At 65.3% G+C, this 21,060-nt stretch carries 19 protein-coding genes; 3 read left to right on the top strand and 16 right to left on the bottom strand.

All coding sequences use genetic code 11. The annotated features are described in order from the left end of the window. Window positions 1-9: 9 nt before the first annotated feature. The 15 genes from AC25MA_RS02910 to dksA form a co-directional block, all read right to left on the bottom strand. A complete protein-coding gene (locus AC25MA_RS02910; protein ID WP_062360913.1) occupies window positions 10-879 on the bottom strand; it encodes an oxygenase MpaB family protein in 870 nt (289 codons plus the stop codon). A 31-nt stretch (window positions 880-910) separates the two neighbouring features. Further along, on the bottom strand, window positions 911-1,264 hold the full coding sequence (locus AC25MA_RS02905; RefSeq protein ID WP_028691243.1) for an antibiotic biosynthesis monooxygenase family protein: 354 nt from the start codon (window positions 1,262-1,264) through the stop codon (window positions 911-913). Window positions 1,265-1,291: 27 nt separating this feature from the next. Beyond that, window positions 1,292-2,275, bottom strand: a complete 984-nt coding sequence (locus AC25MA_RS02900) for a zinc-dependent alcohol dehydrogenase family protein (RefSeq protein WP_028691242.1) — start codon at window positions 2,273-2,275, stop codon at window positions 1,292-1,294. A gap of 169 nt (window positions 2,276-2,444) precedes the next feature. Next, on the bottom strand, window positions 2,445-2,747 hold the full coding sequence (locus AC25MA_RS02895) for an ArsR/SmtB family transcription factor (protein ID WP_028691241.1): 303 nt from the start codon (window positions 2,745-2,747) through the stop codon (window positions 2,445-2,447). Window positions 2,748-2,823: 76 nt separating this feature from the next. Further along, entirely contained in the window at window positions 2,824-4,758 is a 1,935-nt protein-coding gene (gene acs, locus AC25MA_RS02890; RefSeq protein ID WP_349738993.1) for an acetate--CoA ligase, read from the bottom strand. A gap of 156 nt (window positions 4,759-4,914) precedes the next feature. Continuing rightward, window positions 4,915-6,579, bottom strand: coding sequence for a glucose-6-phosphate isomerase (gene pgi, locus AC25MA_RS02885; RefSeq protein ID WP_028691239.1), 1,665 nt, complete (start codon window positions 6,577-6,579; stop codon window positions 4,915-4,917). A 188-nt stretch (window positions 6,580-6,767) separates the two neighbouring features. Then, window positions 6,768-7,631, bottom strand: a complete 864-nt coding sequence (gene panC / locus AC25MA_RS02880) for a pantoate--beta-alanine ligase (protein ID WP_028691238.1) — start codon at window positions 7,629-7,631, stop codon at window positions 6,768-6,770. After that, window positions 7,628-8,428 carry a 3-methyl-2-oxobutanoate hydroxymethyltransferase gene (gene panB / locus AC25MA_RS02875; RefSeq protein WP_028691237.1) on the bottom strand — a complete coding sequence of 267 codons (801 nt, stop codon included), beginning with the start codon at window positions 8,426-8,428 and terminating at the stop codon, window positions 7,628-7,630. Before panB ends, panC begins: the two co-directional genes overlap by 4 nt. Before the next feature lie 250 nt (window positions 8,429-8,678). Then, window positions 8,679-9,158 (bottom strand): 2-amino-4-hydroxy-6-hydroxymethyldihydropteridine diphosphokinase, encoded by a 480-nt coding sequence (gene folK / locus AC25MA_RS02870; protein WP_486971774.1) that lies wholly within the window; start codon window positions 9,156-9,158, stop codon window positions 8,679-8,681. Window positions 9,159-9,160: 2 nt separating this feature from the next. Continuing rightward, entirely contained in the window at window positions 9,161-10,555 is a 1,395-nt protein-coding gene (locus AC25MA_RS02865) for a polynucleotide adenylyltransferase PcnB (protein ID WP_028691235.1), read from the bottom strand. A 761-nt stretch (window positions 10,556-11,316) separates the two neighbouring features. Continuing rightward, window positions 11,317-12,759, bottom strand: a complete 1,443-nt coding sequence (locus tag AC25MA_RS02860) for a sigma-54-dependent transcriptional regulator (RefSeq protein WP_069017543.1) — start codon at window positions 12,757-12,759, stop codon at window positions 11,317-11,319. Between the two features lie 4 nt (window positions 12,760-12,763). Further along, the gene (locus AC25MA_RS02855; RefSeq protein ID WP_028691233.1) at window positions 12,764-15,739 is read right to left on the bottom strand and encodes a sensor histidine kinase; all 2,976 of its coding nucleotides are present in this window, start codon (window positions 15,737-15,739) and stop codon (window positions 12,764-12,766) included. Beyond that, entirely contained in the window at window positions 15,723-15,899 is a 177-nt protein-coding gene (locus AC25MA_RS02850; RefSeq protein WP_003250005.1) for a hypothetical protein, read from the bottom strand. Before AC25MA_RS02850 ends, AC25MA_RS02855 begins: the two co-directional genes overlap by 17 nt. A 224-nt stretch (window positions 15,900-16,123) precedes the next feature. Beyond that, complete coding sequence (gene gluQRS, locus AC25MA_RS02845; protein ID WP_028691232.1) at window positions 16,124-17,011, bottom strand: tRNA glutamyl-Q(34) synthetase GluQRS; 888 nt, start codon at window positions 17,009-17,011, stop codon at window positions 16,124-16,126. Window positions 17,012-17,111: 100 nt separating this feature from the next. Further along, window positions 17,112-17,555: an RNA polymerase-binding protein DksA gene (dksA, locus tag AC25MA_RS02840; RefSeq protein WP_028691231.1), complete on the bottom strand. Its 444-nt coding sequence runs from the start codon at window positions 17,553-17,555 to the stop codon at window positions 17,112-17,114. Window positions 17,556-17,767: 212 nt separating this feature from the next. On the opposite strand from dksA, the gene AC25MA_RS02835 reads away from it, so the two are divergent. After that, window positions 17,768-18,940 carry a pyridoxal phosphate-dependent aminotransferase gene (locus AC25MA_RS02835; RefSeq protein ID WP_028691230.1) on the top strand — a complete coding sequence of 391 codons (1,173 nt, stop codon included), beginning with the start codon at window positions 17,768-17,770 and terminating at the stop codon, window positions 18,938-18,940. A 3-nt stretch (window positions 18,941-18,943) separates the two neighbouring features. Beyond that, window positions 18,944-19,657: a DNA/RNA nuclease SfsA gene (gene sfsA / locus AC25MA_RS02830; protein WP_069017544.1), complete on the top strand. Its 714-nt coding sequence runs from the start codon at window positions 18,944-18,946 to the stop codon at window positions 19,655-19,657. Here the strand turns inward: sfsA and AC25MA_RS02825 are convergent. Continuing rightward, window positions 19,647-19,964, bottom strand: a complete 318-nt coding sequence (locus tag AC25MA_RS02825; protein WP_028691228.1) for a Rieske (2Fe-2S) protein — start codon at window positions 19,962-19,964, stop codon at window positions 19,647-19,649. The genes sfsA and AC25MA_RS02825 overlap by 11 nt on opposite strands. A 161-nt stretch (window positions 19,965-20,125) precedes the next feature. On the opposite strand from AC25MA_RS02825, the gene AC25MA_RS02820 reads away from it, so the two are divergent. After that, entirely contained in the window at window positions 20,126-21,010 is an 885-nt protein-coding gene (locus AC25MA_RS02820) for a heme/hemin ABC transporter substrate-binding protein (protein WP_349739101.1), read from the top strand. The last annotated feature ends 50 nt before the right edge of the window (window positions 21,011-21,060 follow it).

Raw genomic sequence — 21,060 nt, 5'->3', positions numbered from 1 at the left:
CAAAATACCTCATTCGAGGCCCATGCGCCGCCGTGCTCGGTGCGCCGAACCGTCGCGCATGGCCCAGCGCAGTACCGGGGCGGTGTTGTCCAGGCCCAGGCGGATCATGCGCCGTTCGACCGCGCCCAGGTGCAGGCCGAGCATGGCGCAAGCCCACTCTGGCAGCAGGTCGATGCCGGCCTTGAGCATCAGCTTGCCCACCGGTTCTGCCATCCGGCTGGGCGCCGGGGCCTTGAGCAGGATGTCCACCACCTCCAGGCTGCGTGCGTCGCACTGCAGTTGCGGGCGCATGCGTTGCAGGTACTCGTCGACCTCGGCGCAGGAACGTGGCACGTCACGTGCACCGAGGCGTTCGGCGATCAGTGCGATCTCGTCGTAGTAGGCGTCCTGTTCGGCACGCGGCAGGCGGGGGTTGCGATAGCGCAAGTGGGCGGCGAGGAAGCTGCTGACTTCGGCCACATGCACCCAGGTCAGCAGGTCTGGGTCGCTGGCCGCATAGGGGCGGCCGTCGGGCGCGGTGCCGGTGACCTTGAGGTGGATGGTGCGGACCTTGTCGATCAGCCACTCGGCGTCGCGGGTGGAGCCGAAGGTGGTGCCGGAGATGAACTGACTGGTGCGGCGCAGGCGTCCTAACAGGTCCTGACGGAAATTCGAATGATCCCACACCCCGGCCAATGCCAGCGGGTGCAGCAGTTGCAGCATCAACGCGCTGATCCCGCCCACCAGCATGCTGGGGAAGTCGCCATGTACCCGCCAGCTGATGCTCTGTGGGCCGAACAGGCCGGGATCGCCTTTGGGCGATTCCAGGTCGAGCTGGCCGAGGGCCAGCCCGGTGAGGCTCATTACCTGGGTTTCGATGCGACGGCGTAGGACTTCCATGGCGACCTGTGCTGGCCGCCATGGCGGCCGTCTATGAATTGAGGCGTTTATCGTTCAGCCGGTCATCAGCCGGGCCTGAGGTGGAGCGCGTCTCGAACGTGCCACCCTGGACATGATAAACCGTGGGCTCCTCGGAAAAATACGGCGACAGGTGGGCCATGAAGACCTGGTGATCTTCACTGGCCTCGAAGCCAGGCGTGTGATCCTCGAGGGATTGCCACTGCACAATCAGGTTGAATTGATAGGGTGCTTCGATCCCTTGCGCGAGCAGGTGGCTGATGTGCCCATTGGCCCGGCTGAGCAGAGGGGCCACTTCGGCGAAGGCGTGCCTGAAGCTGTCGATATGTGCCGGCTGGATGGGAAGTATGGCGATTTCGTAGATCATGGCGGTTCTCGTTGGGTGATGGGGGCGTCAAACGCTGGCTGGGGTGTTCGCAGGCACGACCGCAATGGCGATCTTTCCTTGCAGGCCATTGTTGGGGCTTTGCAGCCGGGCGTGGGCGAGCGCAACGTCGGCCAGGGGGTAGACGGCGCCCACATGTGGCCGCAGTTGGCCGCGTTCGACCAGCGCGCTCAGCTCATCGAGCTTGCCGCGCTGCTGGCGGGTAAAGACAAAGTGATAGCTCGCATTCTTGCCCCAGGCCTGCAGGAGGTTCTGCGGCTGCGCAATGTCCACGATCGACACCACGCGGCCCAACTGGGCCAGGGCGTCCGGGCTGCGAGACAGGGCATCGCCGCCGATGGTGTCGAACACCACGTCGACGCCATGGCCAGCGGTTTCCTTGAGGATGACATCGACATAGTCCTGGCGCTCGTGGTCGATGACCACATCGGCGCCCATGCGCCGAACGAATTCGGCGTTCGCTTCGCGCGCCGTGGTAAAGACCCTGGCGCCCATGGCCTTGGCCAGCTGGATCGCCACATGACCGACTCCGCCGGCACCGCCATGCACCAGGATGCTCTCGCCCACCCTGAGCGCCGCGCGGACCACCAGCGCCTCCCAGGCCGTGCCGCCGACCAGGCTCAGGCTTGCCGCCTCGAGATGGCTCAGCGACGGCGGCTTCAGGCCGACGATGCCTTCGGCGGCGACGTGGTATTCGGCATAGCTGCCGGCGCCTTCGAAGATCTGCGGGGTGTACCACACTTCGTCACCGGGGCTGAACGCCGTCACCCCAGGCCCGACGGCTTCGACGACGCCGGAGACGTCGTGCCCGGTGATGGCCGGCAGCGGCACCAGGTCGGGATAGTCGCCGCGGCGGACCTGGTAGTCCAGCGGGTTGACGGAGGTGGCATGCACCCGGACCAGCACCTGCCCGGCCTTTGGCACCGGTTTGGCGGTGTCACGATAGACGAACGCATCCGGGCCGCCGAAGGCATCCAGTATTAACGCTTTCATGGTGTTTCCTCGCTTCGATAAAAAGGGATATCGAGAAATATCGATATAATAAGTGGGATCAAACTGCCTTTCTGGTTCTGGGCGCCTGGCAGGCACCTCGGTGATTGCTCCGTGGTTTCGTTAAAGCGGGATATCGGGAAATACCGATATATTGAGATAAAAGCAAACCCTACAGTTCGCTCCCGATCAGCTCCGCGAGCGCGCTGATGGCCGTTTCGTTGCGCTTGTAGTAGGTCCACTGGCCAATGCGGCGGACCTCGACCAGGCCTGCACGCTGCAGGGTGGCCAGGTAGTCGGACACCGTTGACTGCGACAACCCCACGCCTTCCTGGATACTGCTCACACAGACACCCACGGTGTGAACGTCACCTTCGTCCTGCGGAGGAAAGTGTTTCACCGGGTCTTTCAGGCCTTTGAGGATCTCGAGGCGTGTGCGGTTCGAGAGTGCCTTGAATACGTCGAGCAGTTCCATGACGCGATAATATCGGGATTTACCGATATGTCAAATCGCCCCAGGGCGGCCGGCAGAGACCGCCCTGTGAAGCTGCTTACTGATTCAGGCGTTTGTCGATCAGCCCCTGGACCACACTCGGGTCGGCGAGGGTGGACGTGTCGCCCAGGTTGTCCAGTTCGTTGCAGGCGATCTTGCGCAGGATGCGCCGCATGATCTTGCCCGAACGAGTTTTGGGCAGTGCGGGCGCCCACTGGATCAGTTCAGGCTTGGCGAAGCTGCCGATCTCCTTGCTGACCAGGGCCAGCAGTTCGGCCTTGAGCGCGTCGTCCGGCACGACGCCGTTCATGGGGGTGACGAAGGCGTATACCCCCTGGCCCTTGAGGTCATGGGGGTAACCGACCACGGCGGCCTCGGCGACGCTGTCGTGCAGCACCAGGGCGCTCTCCACCTCGGCGGTGCCGATACGGTGGCCGGAGACATTGATCACGTCGTCGATGCGCCCGGTGATCCAGTAGTCGCCATCGGCGTCGCGGCGGGCTCCGTCACCGGTGAAGTAGTAGCCGGGCATCGGCTTGAAGTAGGTGTCGACCATGCGCTGGTGGTCGCCGTAGACGCTACGGATCTGCCCGGGCCAGCTGGCCTTGATCGCCAGCAGCCCGGCGCCGGGGCCTTCGATCAGCTTGCCTTTGTCGTCCAGCAGTACCGGTTGCACGCCGAACATCGGCTGGGTGGCGCAGCCCGGCTTGAGCCTTGGCGTGCCGGGGAGGGGGGTGAGCATGATGCCGCCGGTCTCGGTCTGCCACCAGGTGTCCACGATGGGGCAGCGTTTCTGTCCGACGGCCTTGAAGTACCACTCCCAGGCTTCCGGGTTGATCGGCTCACCGACACTGCCGAGCAGGCGCAGGCTCTGGCGCGAGGTACTTTGCAAGGGCTCGGGGCCTTCGCGCATCAGCGCGCGCAGGGCGGTGGGCGCGGTGTAGAAGATGTTCACCCGGTGCTTGTCGACCACCTGCCAGAAGCGCGAGGTGTCGGGGTAGTTGGGCACGCCCTCGAACATCAGCGAGATCGCGCCATTGGCCAGCGGGCCGTAGACGATATAGCTGTGGCCGGTGACCCAGCCGACGTCGGCGGTGCACCAGAACACCTCGCCGTCACGGTAGTCGAACACGATCTTGAAGGTCATGGTCGCCTGCAGCAGGTACCCAGCGGTGGTGTGCAGCACACCCTTGGGTTTGCCGGTACTGCCCGAGGTGTAGAGGATGAACAGCGGGTCCTCGGCGTTCATCGGTTCGGCCGGGCAGTCGTCACCGGCTTTTTCCGTCACCTCGTGGTACCAGAGGTCGCGGCTTTCGCTCCAGGCCACGTCAGCGCCGGTGCGCTTGATCACGAATACGCTGCTCACCGCCGGGCAACTGGTAAGGGCCTTGTCGACGTTCTGCTTGAGGGGGATGCGCTTGCCGCCACGCACGCCTTCGTCGGCGGTGATCACTGTACGGCAGTCGGCGTCGAGGATACGGTCGCGCAGTGCGTCGGGGGAGAAGCCGCCGAACACCACCGAATGGATGGCGCCGATGCGCGTGCAGGCGAGCATGGCGTAGGCGGCTTCGGGGATCATCGGCATGTAGATGCAAACCCGGTCGCCTTTTTTCACGCCACGGGCTTTCAGGGCGTTGGCCAGGCGGCAGACCTGGCGGTGCAGTTCGCGGTAGCTGATGGCCTTGCTGTCCGCGGGATCGTCGCCCTCCCAGAGCAGGGCGGTCTGCTCGCCGCGCTGGGCCAGGTGGCGATCGATGCAGTTAAGGCTGACATTCAGCTGGGCGCCGTCGAACCAGCGGGCGCTGCCAGTGTTCAGGTCGCATTGCTGCACACTCGACCAGGGCTTGATCCAGTCCAGGCGCCTGGCCTGTTCGGCCCAGAAGGTGTCGGGGGCATCCACCGACTGGCGGTAGAGGCGGCGGTAGTCGTCGTCGCTGAGGGCGGCGGACTGGCTCACGGCCAGGGCTTGGGGATAGTCGCGGAGATCGAACATGGCGGGTGGTCCTGCTCTTGTTAGGGGCGAGGGACTGCAACGGCTTATTCGATGGACAGTGTAGAAGGTGGGGGTGTTCCCGGGTGCAAAGCATCGCGGGGCAAGTCGCATCGGCGCACCGATGCGACTTGCCCCGCGATTGGTCTTGCTGGTCGATCAGCCGCGGTGACGGCCGCGGAAGTAGTTGATCAGGCCCTGGGTCGAACCATCCTCGGCGTTGTCCTCTTGGGCGCCGACCAGGCGCTGGTAGACACCCTTGCCCAGTTCCTTGCCCAGCTCGACGCCCCACTGGTCGAAGGCGTTGATGCCCCAGACCACGCTCTGCACGAACACCTTGTGCTCATACATCGCCACCAGCGCACCAAGACGGCGCGGGCTGATGCGCTCGACCACCAGGGTGTTGCTCGGACGGTTGCCCGGGATCACCTTGTGCGGTGCCAGCTTGGCGATATCGGCCTCGTTCAGGCCCTTGGCGCGCAGCTCGGTCTCGGCTTCCTCGCGGGTCTTGCCGAGCATCAGCGCCTGGCTCTGCGACAGGCAGTTGGCGTACAGCCACTGATGGTGGTCCGCCACCGGGTTGAAGCTCACCACCGGAACGATGAAGTCGGCCGGGATCAGCTGGGTGCCCTGGTGCAGCAACTGGTGGTAGGCGTGCTGGCCGTTGCAGCCGACGCCGCCCCAGATCACCGGGCCAGTGTCGGTCTTCACCGGGCTGCCGTCCTGCAGAACGCTCTTGCCGTTGGATTCCATGTCCAGCTGCTGCAGGTGTTTGGTGATGTTGCGCAGGTAGTGGTCGTACGGCAGGATCGCATGGGCCTGGGCACCCCAGAAATTGCCGTACCACACGCCCAGCAGGGCCAGCAGCACCGGCATGTTCTTTTCGAACGGCGCGGTCTGGAAGTGCTGGTCCATGGTGTAGGCGCCGGACAGCAGTTCCTTGAAGTTGGCGGTGCCGATGGCCAGGGCGATTGGCAGGCCAATGGCCGACCACAGCGAGTAGCGGCCGCCGACCCAGTCCCACATCGGGAAGATGTTCTCTTCGCGGATGCCGAAGGCCACGGCCGCGGCCTTGTTGCTCGACACGGCGATGAAGTGACGGTACAGCTCTGCCTCCGAACCGCCCTGGGCGAGGTACCAGGTGCGCGCGGCCTGGGCGTTCTTCAGGGTTTCCAGGGTGTTGAACGACTTCGACGAGACGATGAACAGGGTGGTCTCGGCGCGCAGGTTGGCCGACAGCTCGTGGAACTCGCTGCCGTCGATGTTCGCCAGGTAGTGGCAGCGCACGCCGCGCTGGGCGTAGGGCAGCAGCGCCTCGGAGACCAGCTCGGGGCCGAGGAACGAGCCACCGATGCCAATATTGACCACGTCGGTGATCGGTTTTTCGCTGTAGCCGCGCCACAGGCCGTCGTGGATGCGGCCGACCAGTTCGGTGATCTGGTTCAGTACCTTGTGCACTTCCGGCATCACGTTGACGCCGTTCACGCTGAGCTTGTCGCCGACCGGGCGGCGCAGGGCGGTATGCAGCACCGGGCGGCCTTCGGAGGCGTTGATGATCTCACCGCTGAACATCGACTTGATGGCCGCTTCCAGGTCGACTTCCTTGGCCAGGTTCACCAGCAGGTCACGGGTCTGCTCGGTGATCAGGTTCTTCGAGTAGTCGAGGAACAGGCCGCAGCTGCTCAAGGAGAACTGCTCGAAGCGCTTGCCGTCGGCGGCGAAGGCTTCGCGCATGCTGAAGCCCTGCATGGCGTCGCGGTGTTGCTGAAGCGCCTGCCAGGCGGGCAGCGCCGTCACATCGTGGGGGGTACGGTAATACGCCATTGCGGGTGGTTTCCTTGGTGCATGGTCAGGCTTGGACAGCGGCATTCGTTGCCGGTTGCAAGCTGGACATTATAGGCATTGGCGCCAAGGCGGGAATGGGGCGAGGCAAACGGTGTGGATTAAAAATTGTCACCACCTGGATACCTGGCGTGCGTGGGGCGACGATTCGCCGCGCCCACGCGCGGATGTCAGGCGGTCTGCTCTTCCAGGTGCAGGTATATGTTGTCGATCAGACGGGTATTACCCAGGTACGCCGCCGCGATCACCACAAGGTCACGGTCGTCGATCATCGCCGGGCGCAGCGTCAGGGCGTGGCGCACTTCCAGGTAGTCCTTGCGCAGGCCTGCCGCTTCCAGTTGCGCCTGGCCCTCGGCGATCAGCGCCGCGAAATCGCGCTGGCCATGGCGCAGGGCCTCGGCGATGCCGTTCAGGGTGCGGTACAGCGCCGGGGCGGTGGCTCGCTGTTCTGGCGTCAGGTAGCCATTGCGCGACGACAGCGCCAGGCCGTCCTCGGCGCGCACGGTCGGCTCGCCGATGATCTGGATCGGCATGTTCAGGTCGCGCACCATGGCGCGGATCACCGCCAGTTGCTGGAAGTCTTTTTCGCCGAACACGGCCAAGTCCGGCTGGACCATGTTGAACAGCTTGCTGACCACCGTCGCCACGCCTTCGAAGTGGCCGGGGCGGCTGGCGCCGCACAGGCCTTCGGAGAGCTGCGGCACGCTCACCCGGGTCTGCACCGCCATGCCGTCGGGATACATCTCCTCGACGGTGGGGGCGAACAGCAGGTGGCAGCCGGCCTGGAGCAGTGTTTCCTGGTCGGCGGCGAGGGTGCGGGGGTACTTGTCCAGATCCTCGCCGGCGCCGAACTGCAGCGGGTTGACGAAGATGCTGGCGACCACGAAGTCGGCGCGCTGGGCGGCCTTGGTCACCAGGGCGGCGTGGCCGCTGTGCAGGTTGCCCATGGTCGGCACGAAGGCGATGCGCTTGCCTTCGCCACGGGCGCGGGCTACGGCGGCGCGCAGTTCACGGACGGTCTTGACGGTATTCATGCGCTGAACCCATGTTCGCTGCCTGGGAAACTGACTTCCTTGACCGCACGGACATAGGCGGCCAGGGCACTCTGGATGTCCGGCTGGCCGGCCATGAAGTTCTTCACGAACTTCGGCACGCGGCCGCTGAGCGACAGCCCGAGCATGTCATGCAGGACCAGCACCTGGCCATCGGTGGCGCTGCCGGCGCCGATGCCGATCACCGGAATGCTTACCGCCTGGGTGATTTCCGCCGCCAGTTCGCTGGGCACGCACTCAAGCAGCAGCATGGCCGCGCCGGCCTGCTCCAGGGCGATGGCGTCGGCGCGCATTTGCCGGGCCTGGGCTTCCTGGCGACCCTGGACCTTGTAGCCCCCCAGCACATTGACCGTCTGCGGGGTCAGGCCCATGTGCGCGCACACCGGCACGCCGCGCTCGGCCAGCAGGCGAATGGTTTCGGCCAGCCAGGCGGCGCCTTCGATCTTGAGCATGTGGGCGCCGGCGCGCATCAGTTCGGCGGCGTTGGCAAAGGCCTGTTCGGGAGTGGCATGGGCCATGAACGGCAGGTCGGCGAGGATCAGCGCGCCATCATTGCCGCGTTTGACGCACGCCGTGTGGTAGGCCATGTCGCGGTTGGTGACGGGCAGGGTGCTGTCATGGCCCTGCAGGACCATCCCCAGGGAGTCGCCCACCAGCAGGACTTCCACGCCGGCCTGGCTGGCGACCTTGGCGAAGGTCGCGTCGTAGCAGGTCAGCATGGTGATTTTTTCGCCCTTGGCCTTCAGGCCGTGCAGGGTGGTCAGGGTTACTTCAGGCATGTAGGGGAATCCTCGTTCAGGCGCTGTGAACAACAACTGCGTACAACGCGTGTATTCATCTTCCGGAGCGGCACATCATCGTCTGTGATGTTCGGGCACAGGTCCGTCCGGGCCTAAATGGGTGATTGCGGCAGAGTGGCGCCGCGGGACGCCTATAGTCGTGAGCGAGGTGGGGGAAGTCAACCAGGCGTGTTACCGCATTGTTACGGCACCGGTGTTACTGGCGTTACCGCGGTCGGAAACGCCCGAATTACAGGCGTTCCAGGCCGACGAACGGACAATCTTCGAGCAGCTGCGCCAGTGCGCGACCGTCGGCGAGGCGGAATTCGGCGGGCACCAGCTCGGCGAGCGGGTACAGCACAAAGGGGCGGGCGTGCATGTGATAGTGCGGCACCTGCAGGCGCGGCACGTCGATGACCTGGTCCCCGAACAACAGCACGTCGAGGTCGAGGGTGCGTGGGCCCCAGCGCTCCTGGCGCACGCGGCCCTGGTCGTTCTCGATGGCTTGCAGCGCGTCAAGCAGCTCCAGCGGCGCCAAGACCGTGTCGATGGCCGCCACGGCATTGGTGTAGCGCGGCTGGCCGGGCAGCAGCGAGTCGCTGGTGTAGAGCGCCGAGGCCGCCGCCAGGCGGGTGTCGGCGATCAGGTCCAGCGCCTGCAGGGCGCTGCGCAGCTGCTCGGCGGGCTCATCCAGGTTGCTGCCCAAGCCGATGAACGCACGGGTGTTCATGCTCAGTCCCAGGCCTGCTCGTCGTCGCGCTTGCGTTTGCCGCCGCTGCGCTTGCGCTTGCGTGGGCCGGCAGTGCCGCCGGCACCGTCGTCGCGGCTGCCTAGCTCGCGGATCATGTCGCGGCGCTGGCTGTCGTTGGCGTCCTGGTAGTCGGTCCACCATTCGCCCAGGCCGTCGGTTTCCTCGCCGGCGCTTTCACGCAGCAGCAGGAAGTCGTAGCCGGCGCGGAAGCGCGGGTTGTCCAGTAGCATGTCGGCGCGCTTGCCGCTGCGCCGTGGCAGGCGCTCCTGCATGTCCCAGATCTCGCGGATCGGCAGGGTGAAGCGTTTGGGAATGGCAATGCGCGCGCACTGCTCGGCGATCAGGTCGTGGGCCGCGCCGTTCATGGCCGGGATCGGCGGCACGCCTTGGCTCTGCAGGTACAGCGCACGTCCCGGCAGGGCCGGCCAGAGCAGGGCAGCGAAGAGAAACGCCGGGGTCACCGGCTTGCCCTGTTTGACGCGCAGGTCGGTGTTGCTCAGGGCCTGGCTGATCAGGGTGTGGGTGTAGGTCGGGCGCTCTTCCAGGGCCTGGCTGCTGGCCGGGAACAGCGGCTCGAACAGTTGCAGGTCGACCAGCATCTCGAAGGTGATCGCGCCCTGGCCGTTGAGGAACAGCTTGAGGCTTTCCTCGAACAGGCGTGCCGGCGGAATGTCACGCAGCATGGGCGCCAGCTCGCGGATTGGCTGCACGGTGTGCTTCTCGATGCCGAAGTCCAGCTTGGCGGCAAAGCGCACGGCGCGCAGCATGCGTACCGGGTCTTCCTGGTAGCGGTGCGTGGGGTCGCCGATCAGGCGCAGCAGACGATTACGGATGTCATGGACACCGTTGGCGTAGTCGAGGATGCGCTCGCTGACCGGATCGTAGTACAGGGCGTTGATGGTGAAGTCGCGGCGTTGCGCGTCTTCTTCCAGGGTGCCGTATACGTTGTCGCGCAGGATGCGGCCGCTGGCGTTATGCGACGAGCGGTGGCTATCGGACTGGTCTTCATCCGAGTGCGGGGCACGGAAGGTGGCGACCTCGATGATGTCACGGCCGAAATGCACGTGGACCAGCTTGAAGCGCCGACCGATGATGCGGGCGTTGCGGAACTCCGCGCGGACCTGCTCGGGCGTGGCGCTGGTGGCGACGTCGAAGTCCTTGGGCGTGATGCCCAGCAGCAGGTCGCGGACACAGCCACCGACCAGGTAGGCCTGGTAACCGGCTGCCTGCAGACGCTCGACGATGCTCACGGCATGGCGGCTGAACTGGCTGCGCTGCAGCGAGTGCTGGCTCTTGTTGATCACTTCAGGCGTGGTGCGCCTGTGGTGCTGGCCACGAACGGGCGGGCGGAACGACTGGAACAGCTTCTTCAGCATGGGATGCACTGTTTGAAGGAATGATCGGCCAAGGATAGGAGAATGGCCGCATGATGGGCGGGGATTCTAGCATTTACTGGGGGAATGGTGTAGGCGGTGTCGCAGGGGGTGATACGAAGGGGAGAAACGACATGGGGAGCCGAAGCTCCCCATCAAGTCGTTGCGTGCTCTTATTGTTTTTTTACGGGCTTCTTGTTTTTGTTGAATGCCCTGTCCACAAATCTGAAAGCTTGTGGACGACCCCCAAACCAGGGGTGAAGAGCAAACGGATTGCTTTGGTCGCCGAGTTGATGCTGATCTGTCGATCCAATCAGTTCAGGTGCTGCTTTTTAGTGCAGTTTTTGTTGTTCTCTGCCTGATCGTGGGGCAAGCCCCAAACACAACGCCTCTCCAAAAGAATCAGTTAGCTGCGCCTCCGCCGTCTTGTTCTTATTGTGCGTGAGTCGTTTCGTCTTGTTCTTATTCTGAGTTGCAGTGCTTGTTATTGTTCTTGTACCAGACATATAGCAGGTGCCGTGCCAACTTTTGAAAACCCAATGAAATCGGGGGGTTCAGTGATTCAGGCAGGTTTTGGCGCGGGGCAAATGTAGAAATTTCGTTACCTTACGCCTCGGAGATGTTACGCCTGACAGGGTGGGGTAACAGATTTTTGCGGGAACTGATGTGTTACCGCGCAAACGCATCGCGGGGAATGCCCGCTCCCACGGACCAGGCAAGGCTGGCGTGGGAGCGGGCATTCCCCGCGATCTGTCGGCGTTGAATCAATTGTCGCTGGTGGCGTTGCTCTTGCGCCGCGGGATGCCCAGGCGCTGGCGGCGCTCCCACAGGCATTTGCGGCTGACGCCCAGCTTGCGCGCCAGTTCGGTCTCGGTCATGTGGTCCTGGTGCTCGAGAACGAAATGCTGGAAGTAGTCCTCCAGCGACAGGTCCTCGGTCGGCTCGTGGCTGGCGTTGTTGGCGCTGGCCAGGCTCGGCAGGTTGTCCAGTACGTCGTCGTCTTCCAGGTCGCTCAGCTCGATGTCGATGCCCAGCAGCTCGGCAGAAATTTCCGCGCTCTCGCTAAGGATCACCGCGCGCTCCACGGCGTTCTCCAGTTCGCGCACGTTGCCCGGCCAGCTGTAGTGACGGATGGCCTGCTCGGCCTCGTGGGAGAAATGCAGGTCGTCGCGGCCGATGCGCGCGCTCTGGCGGGCGAGGAAGGCATTGGCGATCTCGTTGACGTCGCTGCCGCGCTCGCGCAGGGCCGGCAGCTTCAGGGCAATCACGTGCAGGCGGTAGTACAGGTCTTCGCGGAACTGCCCGGCCTTGGCCAGGTTCTTCAGGTCGCGGTGGGTCGCGGCGATCAGGCGCACATCGACCTTCTGCGACTGCACCGAACCGACCCGGCGGATCTCGCCTTCCTGCAGCACGCGCAGCAGGCGGGCCTGGGCCTCAAGGGGCAGTTCGCCGATCTCGTCGAGGAACAGGGTGCCGCCGTCGGCGGCCTCGACCAGGCCCGCGCGCCCGGCGCTGGCACCGGTGAACGCGCCCTTCTCGTGGCCGAACAGCTCCGATTCGATGAGCGTTTCCGGAATCGCCGCGCAGTTTACCGAGATCATCGGTGCCTTGGCCCGGCGCGAAAGGTTGTGCAGGGCGCGGGCGACCAGCTCCTTGCCGGTGCCCGACTCGCCCTGGATCAGCACATTGGAGTCGGTCGGGGCGACCTTGCGAATCTTGACGTACATGTCCTGCATGGGCGGGCACGAGCCGATGATGCCGATCTCGCCGTTGGCGGCCGCGCTACCGGCCTTGTCGCTGACGGCCTTGGCGTTGCCGGCACGAGGTTCGGCGGCAGGCGCGGTGGCCGGGGCGTTGTGTCGGTCGCGCAGGATGCGGGCCACGGCCTGGAGCATCTCGTCGTGGTCGAAGGGCTTGGCGATGTAGTCCACCGCGCCCATCTTCATCGAGTCCACCGCCGAGCGCAGGCTGGCGTAGCTGGTCATGATCAGCACCGGTGTGCCCTGGCCGAGCTTGATCAGCTCGGTGCCCGGGGCGCCCGGCAGGCGCAGGTCGCTGACGATCAGATCGAAGGTGGCAATGCTGAAGCGTTCCTGGGCTTCCTGCACCGAGCCGGCTTCGCTGACCTGGTACTGGTTCCGCTCAAGCAGGCGACGCAGGGCCGAACGGATGATGGTTTCGTCTTCGACGATCAGAATGTGCGGCATTGATTCAATTCTCTCGACGGTCTCGAATTTCAGGGGACGTCGCTACGACATGCCGGGGCAGGGTCACGCGGATCCGGGTACCACGTTGGCGCTCGATGTCGGCCGGGCTGTCGATGGTGATTTGCCCATAATGCTCTTCCACGATGGAATAGACCAGAGCGAGCCCCAGTCCGGTTCCTTCGCCCGGGTCCTTGGTGGTGAAGAAGGGTTCGAAGAGGCGGTCCATGATGCTTTTCGGGATGCCGCTGCCTTCGTCCTCGACGATCAGGTCGACGGTGTGTTCGTTCACTTCGCTGCGCACGCGCACGGCGCTGCCTGGCGGGGAGGCGTCGCGGGCGTTGGAAAGCAGGTTGATCAGTACCTGGGCCAGGCGCTGCGGGTCGCCCTCGACCCAGTGCTGCGGGTCGCAGAGGTTGAAGAACTGTACTTCGAAATTGCGCCGGTTCAACGCCAGCAGACCAATGGCGTCCTGCGCGACTTCGGCCAGGCACACCGGCTCCTCGCTGTTCTGCTGGCTGCCGCCGGCATGGGCGAAGCTCATCAGCGACTGGACGATGCGCGACACGCGCTTGGTCTGTTCGAGAATCTGGCTGGACAACTCGATGATCTCGCCGTCGCCTTCGCGCTCCTCGCGCAGGTTTTGCGCAAGGCAGGCGATGCCGGTGATCGGGTTGCCGATCTCGTGGGCCACCCCTGCGGCCAGGCGACCGATGCTGGCCAGGCGCTCGGAGTGCACGAGCTTGTCTTCCAGCGCCTGGGTCTCGGTGAGGTCCTCGACCAGCAGCACCAGGCCGCTGTTGCCCGGGGCCAGCGGCTCGTCGATGGCCGCCTTGTGCAGGTTGAGCCAGCGCGGCTGGCCATCGAGTGCCAGCCGCTGCTTGTGCAGGTGCTCGTCGGGCACGTTGATGAAGCCTTGCAGCAGGCCGCGCCAGGGTTCGCCGATAGTCACCAAGCGCGAACCGACCACGTGCTTGGCGGCGATCCCGGTGAGCTCCTCCATGGCCTTGTTCCACATCAGGATCTCCTGGTCCTTGGCCAGCGAGCACACGCCCATGGGCAGTTCCTGCAAGGTCTGGCGGTGGTAGCGGCGCAGGGCGTCGAGCTCGGCTGCAAGGCCGGTCAGGCGTGAGTGGTAGTCCTCGAGGCGGCTCTCGATGAAGTGGATGTCCTCGGTGACGTAGTTCTCGTTGCCGGACTTGTAGGGCAGGAAGGTCTCGACCATGTCCTGGGCCACGCTAGGGCCCATCAGGCCGGAGAGGTTGGCCTCGATGCGGTCGCGCAGGCGGCGCAGGGCATAGGGGCGGCGTTCGTCGAAGGGCAGGTAGAGGTCGCGCAGGGCTTGCTCGACCTCCTTCTGCGCGGCCTTGGCGCCCAGTGGCTTGGCCAGCTGGGTGGCGAACTCCTGGGGCGAGGCAGCGTGCAGCTCGCGGCGCTGCGGGCGACGCACGTTGTCCACCGCGCAGGCCTCGGCGGCGCTGACTTCTTCGCTGCTGGCGTTGGTGAACAGCGAGATCAGGGTGAACAGCAGGACGTTGGCCGCCAGCGAGGCGATGGCCGCCATGTGCCAGCTGGTGTCGTCCAGCACGTAGATCATGTCCAGCAGCGGGATGTAGAAGCCCTGCAGGTTGCCCAGCAGTGGCAGCAGCATGGTCACCATCCACACCAGCATGCCGGCCAGCAGCCCGGCGATGAAGCCGCGGCGATTGGCGGTCGGCCAGTACAGCACCGAAAGCACGCCGGGCAGGAACTGCAAGGTGGCGACGAAGGCGACGATGCCCAGGTTGGCCAGGCTCTGGTGGGTGTTCTGGGTCAGGTAGAAGACGAAGCCGGCGGTGATGATGGCGACGATCAGGGCCCGACGGGTCCATTTCAGCCAGCGGTAGATGTTGCCTTCGGCTGGCGGCTGGTACAGCGGCAGCACCAGGTGGTTCAGGGCCATGCCCGACAGCGCCAGGGTGGTGACGATGATCAGCCCGCTGGCGGCCGACAGCCCGCCGACATAGGCCAGCAGCGCCAGCGCTTCGTTGTTGGCGGCGATGCCCAGGCCCAGGGTGAAGTACTCGGGGTTGGTGCTGGCGCCCAGGCGCAGGCCGGCCCACAGCACCAGCGGCACGGCCAGGCTCATCAGCAGCAGGAACAGCGGCAGGCCCCAGCTGGCGCTGACCAGCGAGCGTGGGCTCAGGTTCTCGGTGAAGGCCATGTGGTACATGTGCGGCATGACGATCGCCGAGGCGAAGAACACCAGCAGCAGGGTGCGCCACGGCCCCTCCTGCAGTGGCGTGTGCAGGGCGGCGAGGGCGGTCTGGTTCTGCAGCAGCCAGACTTCCAGGCCGTGGGGGCCGCCGAACACGCCGTACAGCGCGTAGAGGCCGACGCCGCCCAGGGCCAGCAACTTGATCACCGACTCGAAGGCGATGGCGAACACCAGGCCTTCGTGCTTCTCGCGGGTGGCGATATGGCGCGAGCCAAAGAAGATGGTGAACAGCACGATCAGCACGCAGAAGGCGAACGCCACCCGCGCCTTGACCGGCTCGCCGGTGAGGATGCTGATCGAGTCGGCCACCGCCTGGATCTGCAGGGCCAGCAGCGGCAGCACGCCGATCAGCATGAAGATGGTGGTCAGCGCGCCGGCCCAGGTGCTGCGAAAGCGAAACGCCAGCAGGTCGGCCAGCGACGACAACTGATAGGTGCGGGTGATCTTGAGGATCGGGTAGAGCAGCACCGGCGCCAGCAGGAACGCCCCCGACACACCCAGGTAACAGGCGAGGAAACCGTAGCCGTACTGGTAGGCCAGGCCGACCGAGCCATAGAAGGCCCAGGCACTGGCATAGACGCCCAGCGACAGGGTGTAGGTCAAGGGGTGGCGGATGACCGCGCGCGGGATCAGCCCACGTTCGCTGATCCAGGCCACGCCGAACAGCACCAGCAGGTAGGCGGCGCTGATCAGGATCATCTGGGTCAGGCTAAAGCTCATCGGCATCTCGTTGGCTCTGCAGGATGAAGGTGACGACGATCAGGATCAGCCAGAGCAGGTAGGGGCGGTACCAGGCTCCGGTCGGCTCGATCCACCAGTCCATGATGGCCGGGGAGAACAGATAGATCCCCACGACCAGAAGCAGGACCAAACGATAGATGTACATGCTGGCCTCGATGGGTTGGGCGCTGCGGGCTTGGACTTATTATTGGCGCAAATGGCTGGGGCGATGCTAGCGGGAATCGGTAGGGTTCGCCAAGGGGTTGAATTTGTTGGGCTTTTGATTTTGGTATTGCGTGTTCTGGCCCTATCGCGGGGCAAGCCCGCTCCCACGATGCCAATGTGGTCTGCGTGGGAGCGGGCTTGCCCCGCGATAGGGCCGGTACTGCTTTAGCGCAATTGCGCCTCGGGCACCGTCATCTGCCGCGCAATTTGCTCCGGCCGCCATTGCTGCCGGGCCGCCGCAAGCACTTCACGTGGGCTGGCCCCCGCCAGTGCCGGATCTGCCTGCTGTCCCAATGCCCGCAGGGCGCGCAGCAGCAATGGCGTCGCCTGGTCCGCCTCCAGTGGTGGCGAGCGGTACGACTTGCCCAGCTTGTGCCCGTCCGGCTGCACGATCAATGGAATGTGCAGGTAACGCGGCTGCGAGAACCCCAGCAACTCCTGCAGGTACAGCTGGCGCGGCGTGTTGTCCAGCAGGTCGGCTCCGCGCACGATATCGGTGACACCCTGCCAGGCATCGTCCAGCACCACCGCCAGCTGGTAGGCATACAGCCCGTCGCGACGCTGGATGACGAAGTCGCCCACCTCGCGCCCCAGGTGTTGCTCGAACGTGCCCTGGACCCGGTCGCTGAATCGGTAGATCAGCTCCGGCACCCGCAGACGGATCGCCGCGCCTTCGCGGGCGTGCCCGGCGTTGCGGCAAAAACCCGGGTAGATGCCGTTGTGGCCTTCCAGCTGCTTGCGCGAGCAGGTGCAGGCATAGGCCAGGCCCATGTTGAACAGGCGGTCGACTACCGTGGCATAGGCATCGTGACGCTGGCTCTGGAACACCACCTCGTCGTCCCACTCCAGCCCGTAGCGCTCCAGTGTCTGCAGGATCGCGTCACGGGCGCCGGGCATCTCCCGGGGCGGGTCGGTGTCTTCCATGCGCAGCAGCCAGCGACCGTTGACGGCGCGGGCGTCGAGCCAGGAGGCGAGGGCGGCGACTAGCGAGCCGAAGTGCAGGAAGCCGCTGGGGGTGGGGGCGAAGCGGCCGATGTAGCGGGAGTCGTTCATGGATTGCACAGCTATATAAATGAAGACGGGGCGTACCCGTCGTAGAAAGCGGGCTAGCCTGCTTCCACAACCGATACGCCCCGTCTGCGAGGGTCCGGGATCAGCCTTTACCGACAGTCTTTTCCTTCTTCTCTGCAATTTCCTTGCAGTCGAAGCACAGGTCGGCGGTCGGACGGGCCTCGAGGCGGCGCAGGCCGATCTCGATGCCGCAGGAATCGCACCAGCCGTACTCGTCGGCCTTGATCTTGTCGAGGGTCTTGTCGATCTTCTTGATCAGCTTGCGCTCGCGATCGCGGTTGCGCAGCTCCAGGGCGAATTCTTCTTCCTGGCTGGCACGGTCCGCCGGGTCGGGGAAGTTGGCTGCTTCGTCCTTCATGTGGTCCACGGTGCGATCCACGCTGACCATCAGCTCGCCTTTCCAGGCGTTGAGGAGCTTGGTGAAGTGCTGCTTCATGAGCTCGCCCATGTACTCCTCACCCTTGGTCTCTACGTAGGGTTCGACACCGTACATGGTCTGGACTTTTTGCTTTTCTACGGTGGACATGAATAGACCGCCTCTCACTCATCTGATCCAATGCGCAGGCTGCTTCCATCTCCGGCGCCCGCCGGCCCTGCGACTGCGAGCCGCCGAACTTACCAGATAGATCCGGGGTGCGCTACCCCGCCCTATGCCTGCTTTTGACAGCGGCATCACCGGCGCGTTCGTTGGCGTGCACAGGTAGAATCACCAGTTTAGACCCAATTGAGAGAAGGCCCATGGCTCAGCCACACAGTGCGCGCAGTCGCGCCATCGAACCCTTCCACGTCATGGCCCTGCTGGCCCGTGCCAACGAGCTGCAGGCCGCGGGCCACGACGTGATTCACCTCGAGATCGGCGAGCCGGACTTCACCACCGCCGCGCCGATCGTCGCCGCCGGCCAGGCCGCCCTGGCCGCCGGGCACACCCGCTACACGGCGGCCCGTGGCCTGCCGCAACTGCGCGAGGCGATCGCCGGGTTCTATGGCCAGCGCTACGGTGTGGACCTCGATCCAGAGCGCGTGCTCATCACCCCGGGCGGTTCCGGCGCGCTGCTGCTGGCCAGCAGCCTGCTGGTCGATCCGGGCAAGCACTGGCTGCTGGCCGACCCGGGTTATCCGTGCAACCGGCATTTCCTGCGCCTGGTCGAAGGCGGTGCGCAACTGGTGCCGGTGGGGCCGGACGTCAATTACCAATTGACCGCCGATCTGGTCGATCGCCATTGGGACAAGGACACCGTCGGCGCCCTGGTCGCCTCGCCGGCCAACCCGACCGGCACGGTGCTCGACCGCGACGAGCTGGCCAGCCTTTCCAAGGCCACCCGCGAGCGTCATGGGCATCTGGTGGTGGACGAGATCTACCACGGTCTCACCTACGGCATGGATGCGCCGAGCGTGCTGGAGGTGGACGATGAGGCATTCGTCCTCAACAGTTTTTCCAAATATTTCGGCATGACCGGCTGGCGCCTGGGCTGGCTGGTGGCACCGCCGTCGGCGGTGGGCGACCTGGAAAAGCTGGCGCAGAACCTCTACATCAGTGCCCCGAGCATGGCCCAGCACGCCGCGCTGGCTTGCTTCGAGCCGCAAACCCTGGCCATCCTCGAGGAGCGCCGCGCCGAGTTCGCCCGTCGCCGCGACTACCTGCTGCCGGCTTTGCGCGGGCTGGGCTTCGGCATTGCCGTGGAACCCCAAGGGGCCTTCTATCTGTATGCCGATATCAGCGCGTTTGGCGGCGATGCCTTCGCGTTCTGCCGGCATTTCCTGGAAACCGAGCACCTGGCGTTTACCCCGGGCCTGGACTTTGGCCGACACCAGGCCGGTCATCATGTGCGTTTCGCCTACACCCAGAGCCTGCCGCGCCTGGAAGAGGCGGTACAGCGCATCGCCCGTGGCCTGCAGAGCTGGCAGGGCTGACCGATGCAGTTTCCGCCCCTGGAACAGGCGCGCCTGCTGCGCCGCTACAAACGCTTCCTGGCCGACATCGAGCTGGCCAGTGGCGAGCAGATCACCATCCACTGCCCCAACACCGGCTCCATGCTCAATTGCATGCGCGAGGGCGGGCAGGTGTGGTTCAGCCGCTCCAACGACCCCAAGCGCAAGTTGCCGGGTACCTGGGAAATCAGCGAAACGCCCCAGGGCCGGCTGGCCTGCGTCAATACCGGGCGCGCCAACGCCGTGGTGGAGGAGGCCCTGCGCGCCGGCGTGGTCGGCGAGCTGGCCGGCTTCACCACGCTCAAGCGTGAGGTGGCCTATGGCGAGGAGCGCAGCCGGATCGACTTCTACCTGGAATATGCCGACGGAGCCAAGGCCTATGTCGAGGTCAAGAGCGTGACCCTGGGTTACCCCGACACGCCGGTGGCGGCCTTCCCCGACGCCGTCACCCAGCGCGGTGCCAAGCACCTGCGCGAGCTGGCCACCCTGGCGCGCCAGGGGATCCGCGCGGTGCAGCTGTATTGCGTGAACCTGACCGGCATCGAGGCCGTGCGCCCTGCCGAGGAGATCGACGCCGCCTATGCCCAGGCCCTGCGCGCCGCCGTGGCGCAAGGGGTCGAGGTACTGGCCTACGGCACCCGCCTGGATGCGCAGCAACTGGTCATCGACCGTCCGCTGCCGGTGCTGCTCACTCCGTGAGCCAGATGCCCTGGCTGTCTTCCCGGCAGTCCAGGGCCTCCAGCCACTCGCCCGCGCAGGGGCCAGTGATGCATTCGCCGCTTTCTATGAGGAACTGGGCCCCGTGATGGGCGCACTGGATCAGGCTCGCGCTGTCGTCGAGAAAGCTGTCCGCCGCCCAGTTCAGCGGGATGCCCCGGTGCGGGCAGCGGTTGCGGTAGAGGTGGACCTTGCCCTGGCGGCGCACGCCGAACAGCGGCACGCCGGCTACGCTGAAGGCGCGGCTATGGCCCTCGGCGAGGTCGTTGGAGGCGCAGAGAAAATGCATTGCAGCGGAGTTTCCGGTTAAGCCGTGTGACAAAGGGATGGCTTGACGCTTCAATGCGAATAATTATCAAATTGCCCGCATTCGTCGCGCCAGGCTGTCTATGGTGCGCACTTGTGCCGCCCGCCACAAGGTGTGCTGCCCGCCCTCTGCAAAGGAATCCGATGATGCGCCGTCCCGCTGCTTTGATTGCCCTGTGCGCCGGTCTTGCCCTGTCCGCCCACACCATGGCCGCCGAGCTGCCGCAGCGCTGGGTCAGCGCCGGTGGTGCCCTGAGCGAGTGGATCAGCGCCCTGGGCGGCGAGCAGCGGCTGGTCGGTGTCGACACCACCAGCCAACACCCCGAGTCGCTCAAGGCGCTGCCCAGCATCGGCTACCAGCGCCAGTTGTCGGCCGAGGGCATCCTCAGCCTGCGCCCCGATGTGCTGGTGGGTACCGAGGAGATGGGGCCGCCGCCAGTATTGGCGCAGATCCGCAAGGCCGGGGTACGAGTCGAGTTGTTCTCCAGCAAGGCTGAGCTTGATGCGGTGGACGAAAACCTCAAGCACCTGGGGGCGTTGCTGGATGACGAGAAGAAGGCCCAGGCACTGGCCTCCGACTATCGTCGGCAACTGGAGGTGCTGCACAAGGAGGTCGAACAGGCCCAGGCCGGGCACAAGGCGCCCGGTGTCCTGCTGCTGATCGGCCATGCCGGCGCCAAGCCGATGATCGCGGGGCAGGGTACCGCCGGGGATTGGGTGCTGCGCCAGGCGGGAGGACGCAACCTCGCCGATCACCAGGGCTACAAGAACTTCTCGGTGGAGGCCCTCGCCGCGCTGAATCCGGACGTGGTGGTGTTCTCCGACCGAGCCCTCAGCGGCGAGCAGGCCTTGCAGGCACTGATCAAGGAAAACCCGGCCCTGGCGACTTCGCGCGCGGCGCGCGACAAGCGCCTGCTGTCGCTCGACCCGACGCTGCTGGTCGGCGGCCTGGGCCCACGCCTGCCGGCCACCCTGCATGAGCTGGCCGCCAGCTTCTATCCTGCCGCCAAGGCCAGCTTCACCCCATGAGGCAGCGGGTTCGACCACGTACGTTGTTCATTACCCTGGCGTTGCTGTGC

Source organism: Pseudomonas sp. P65(2024) (genome assembly GCF_057480955.1).
Note: the sequence above shows the minus strand (reverse complement) of the source record. Positions and strands in the feature narration are given on the sequence as shown.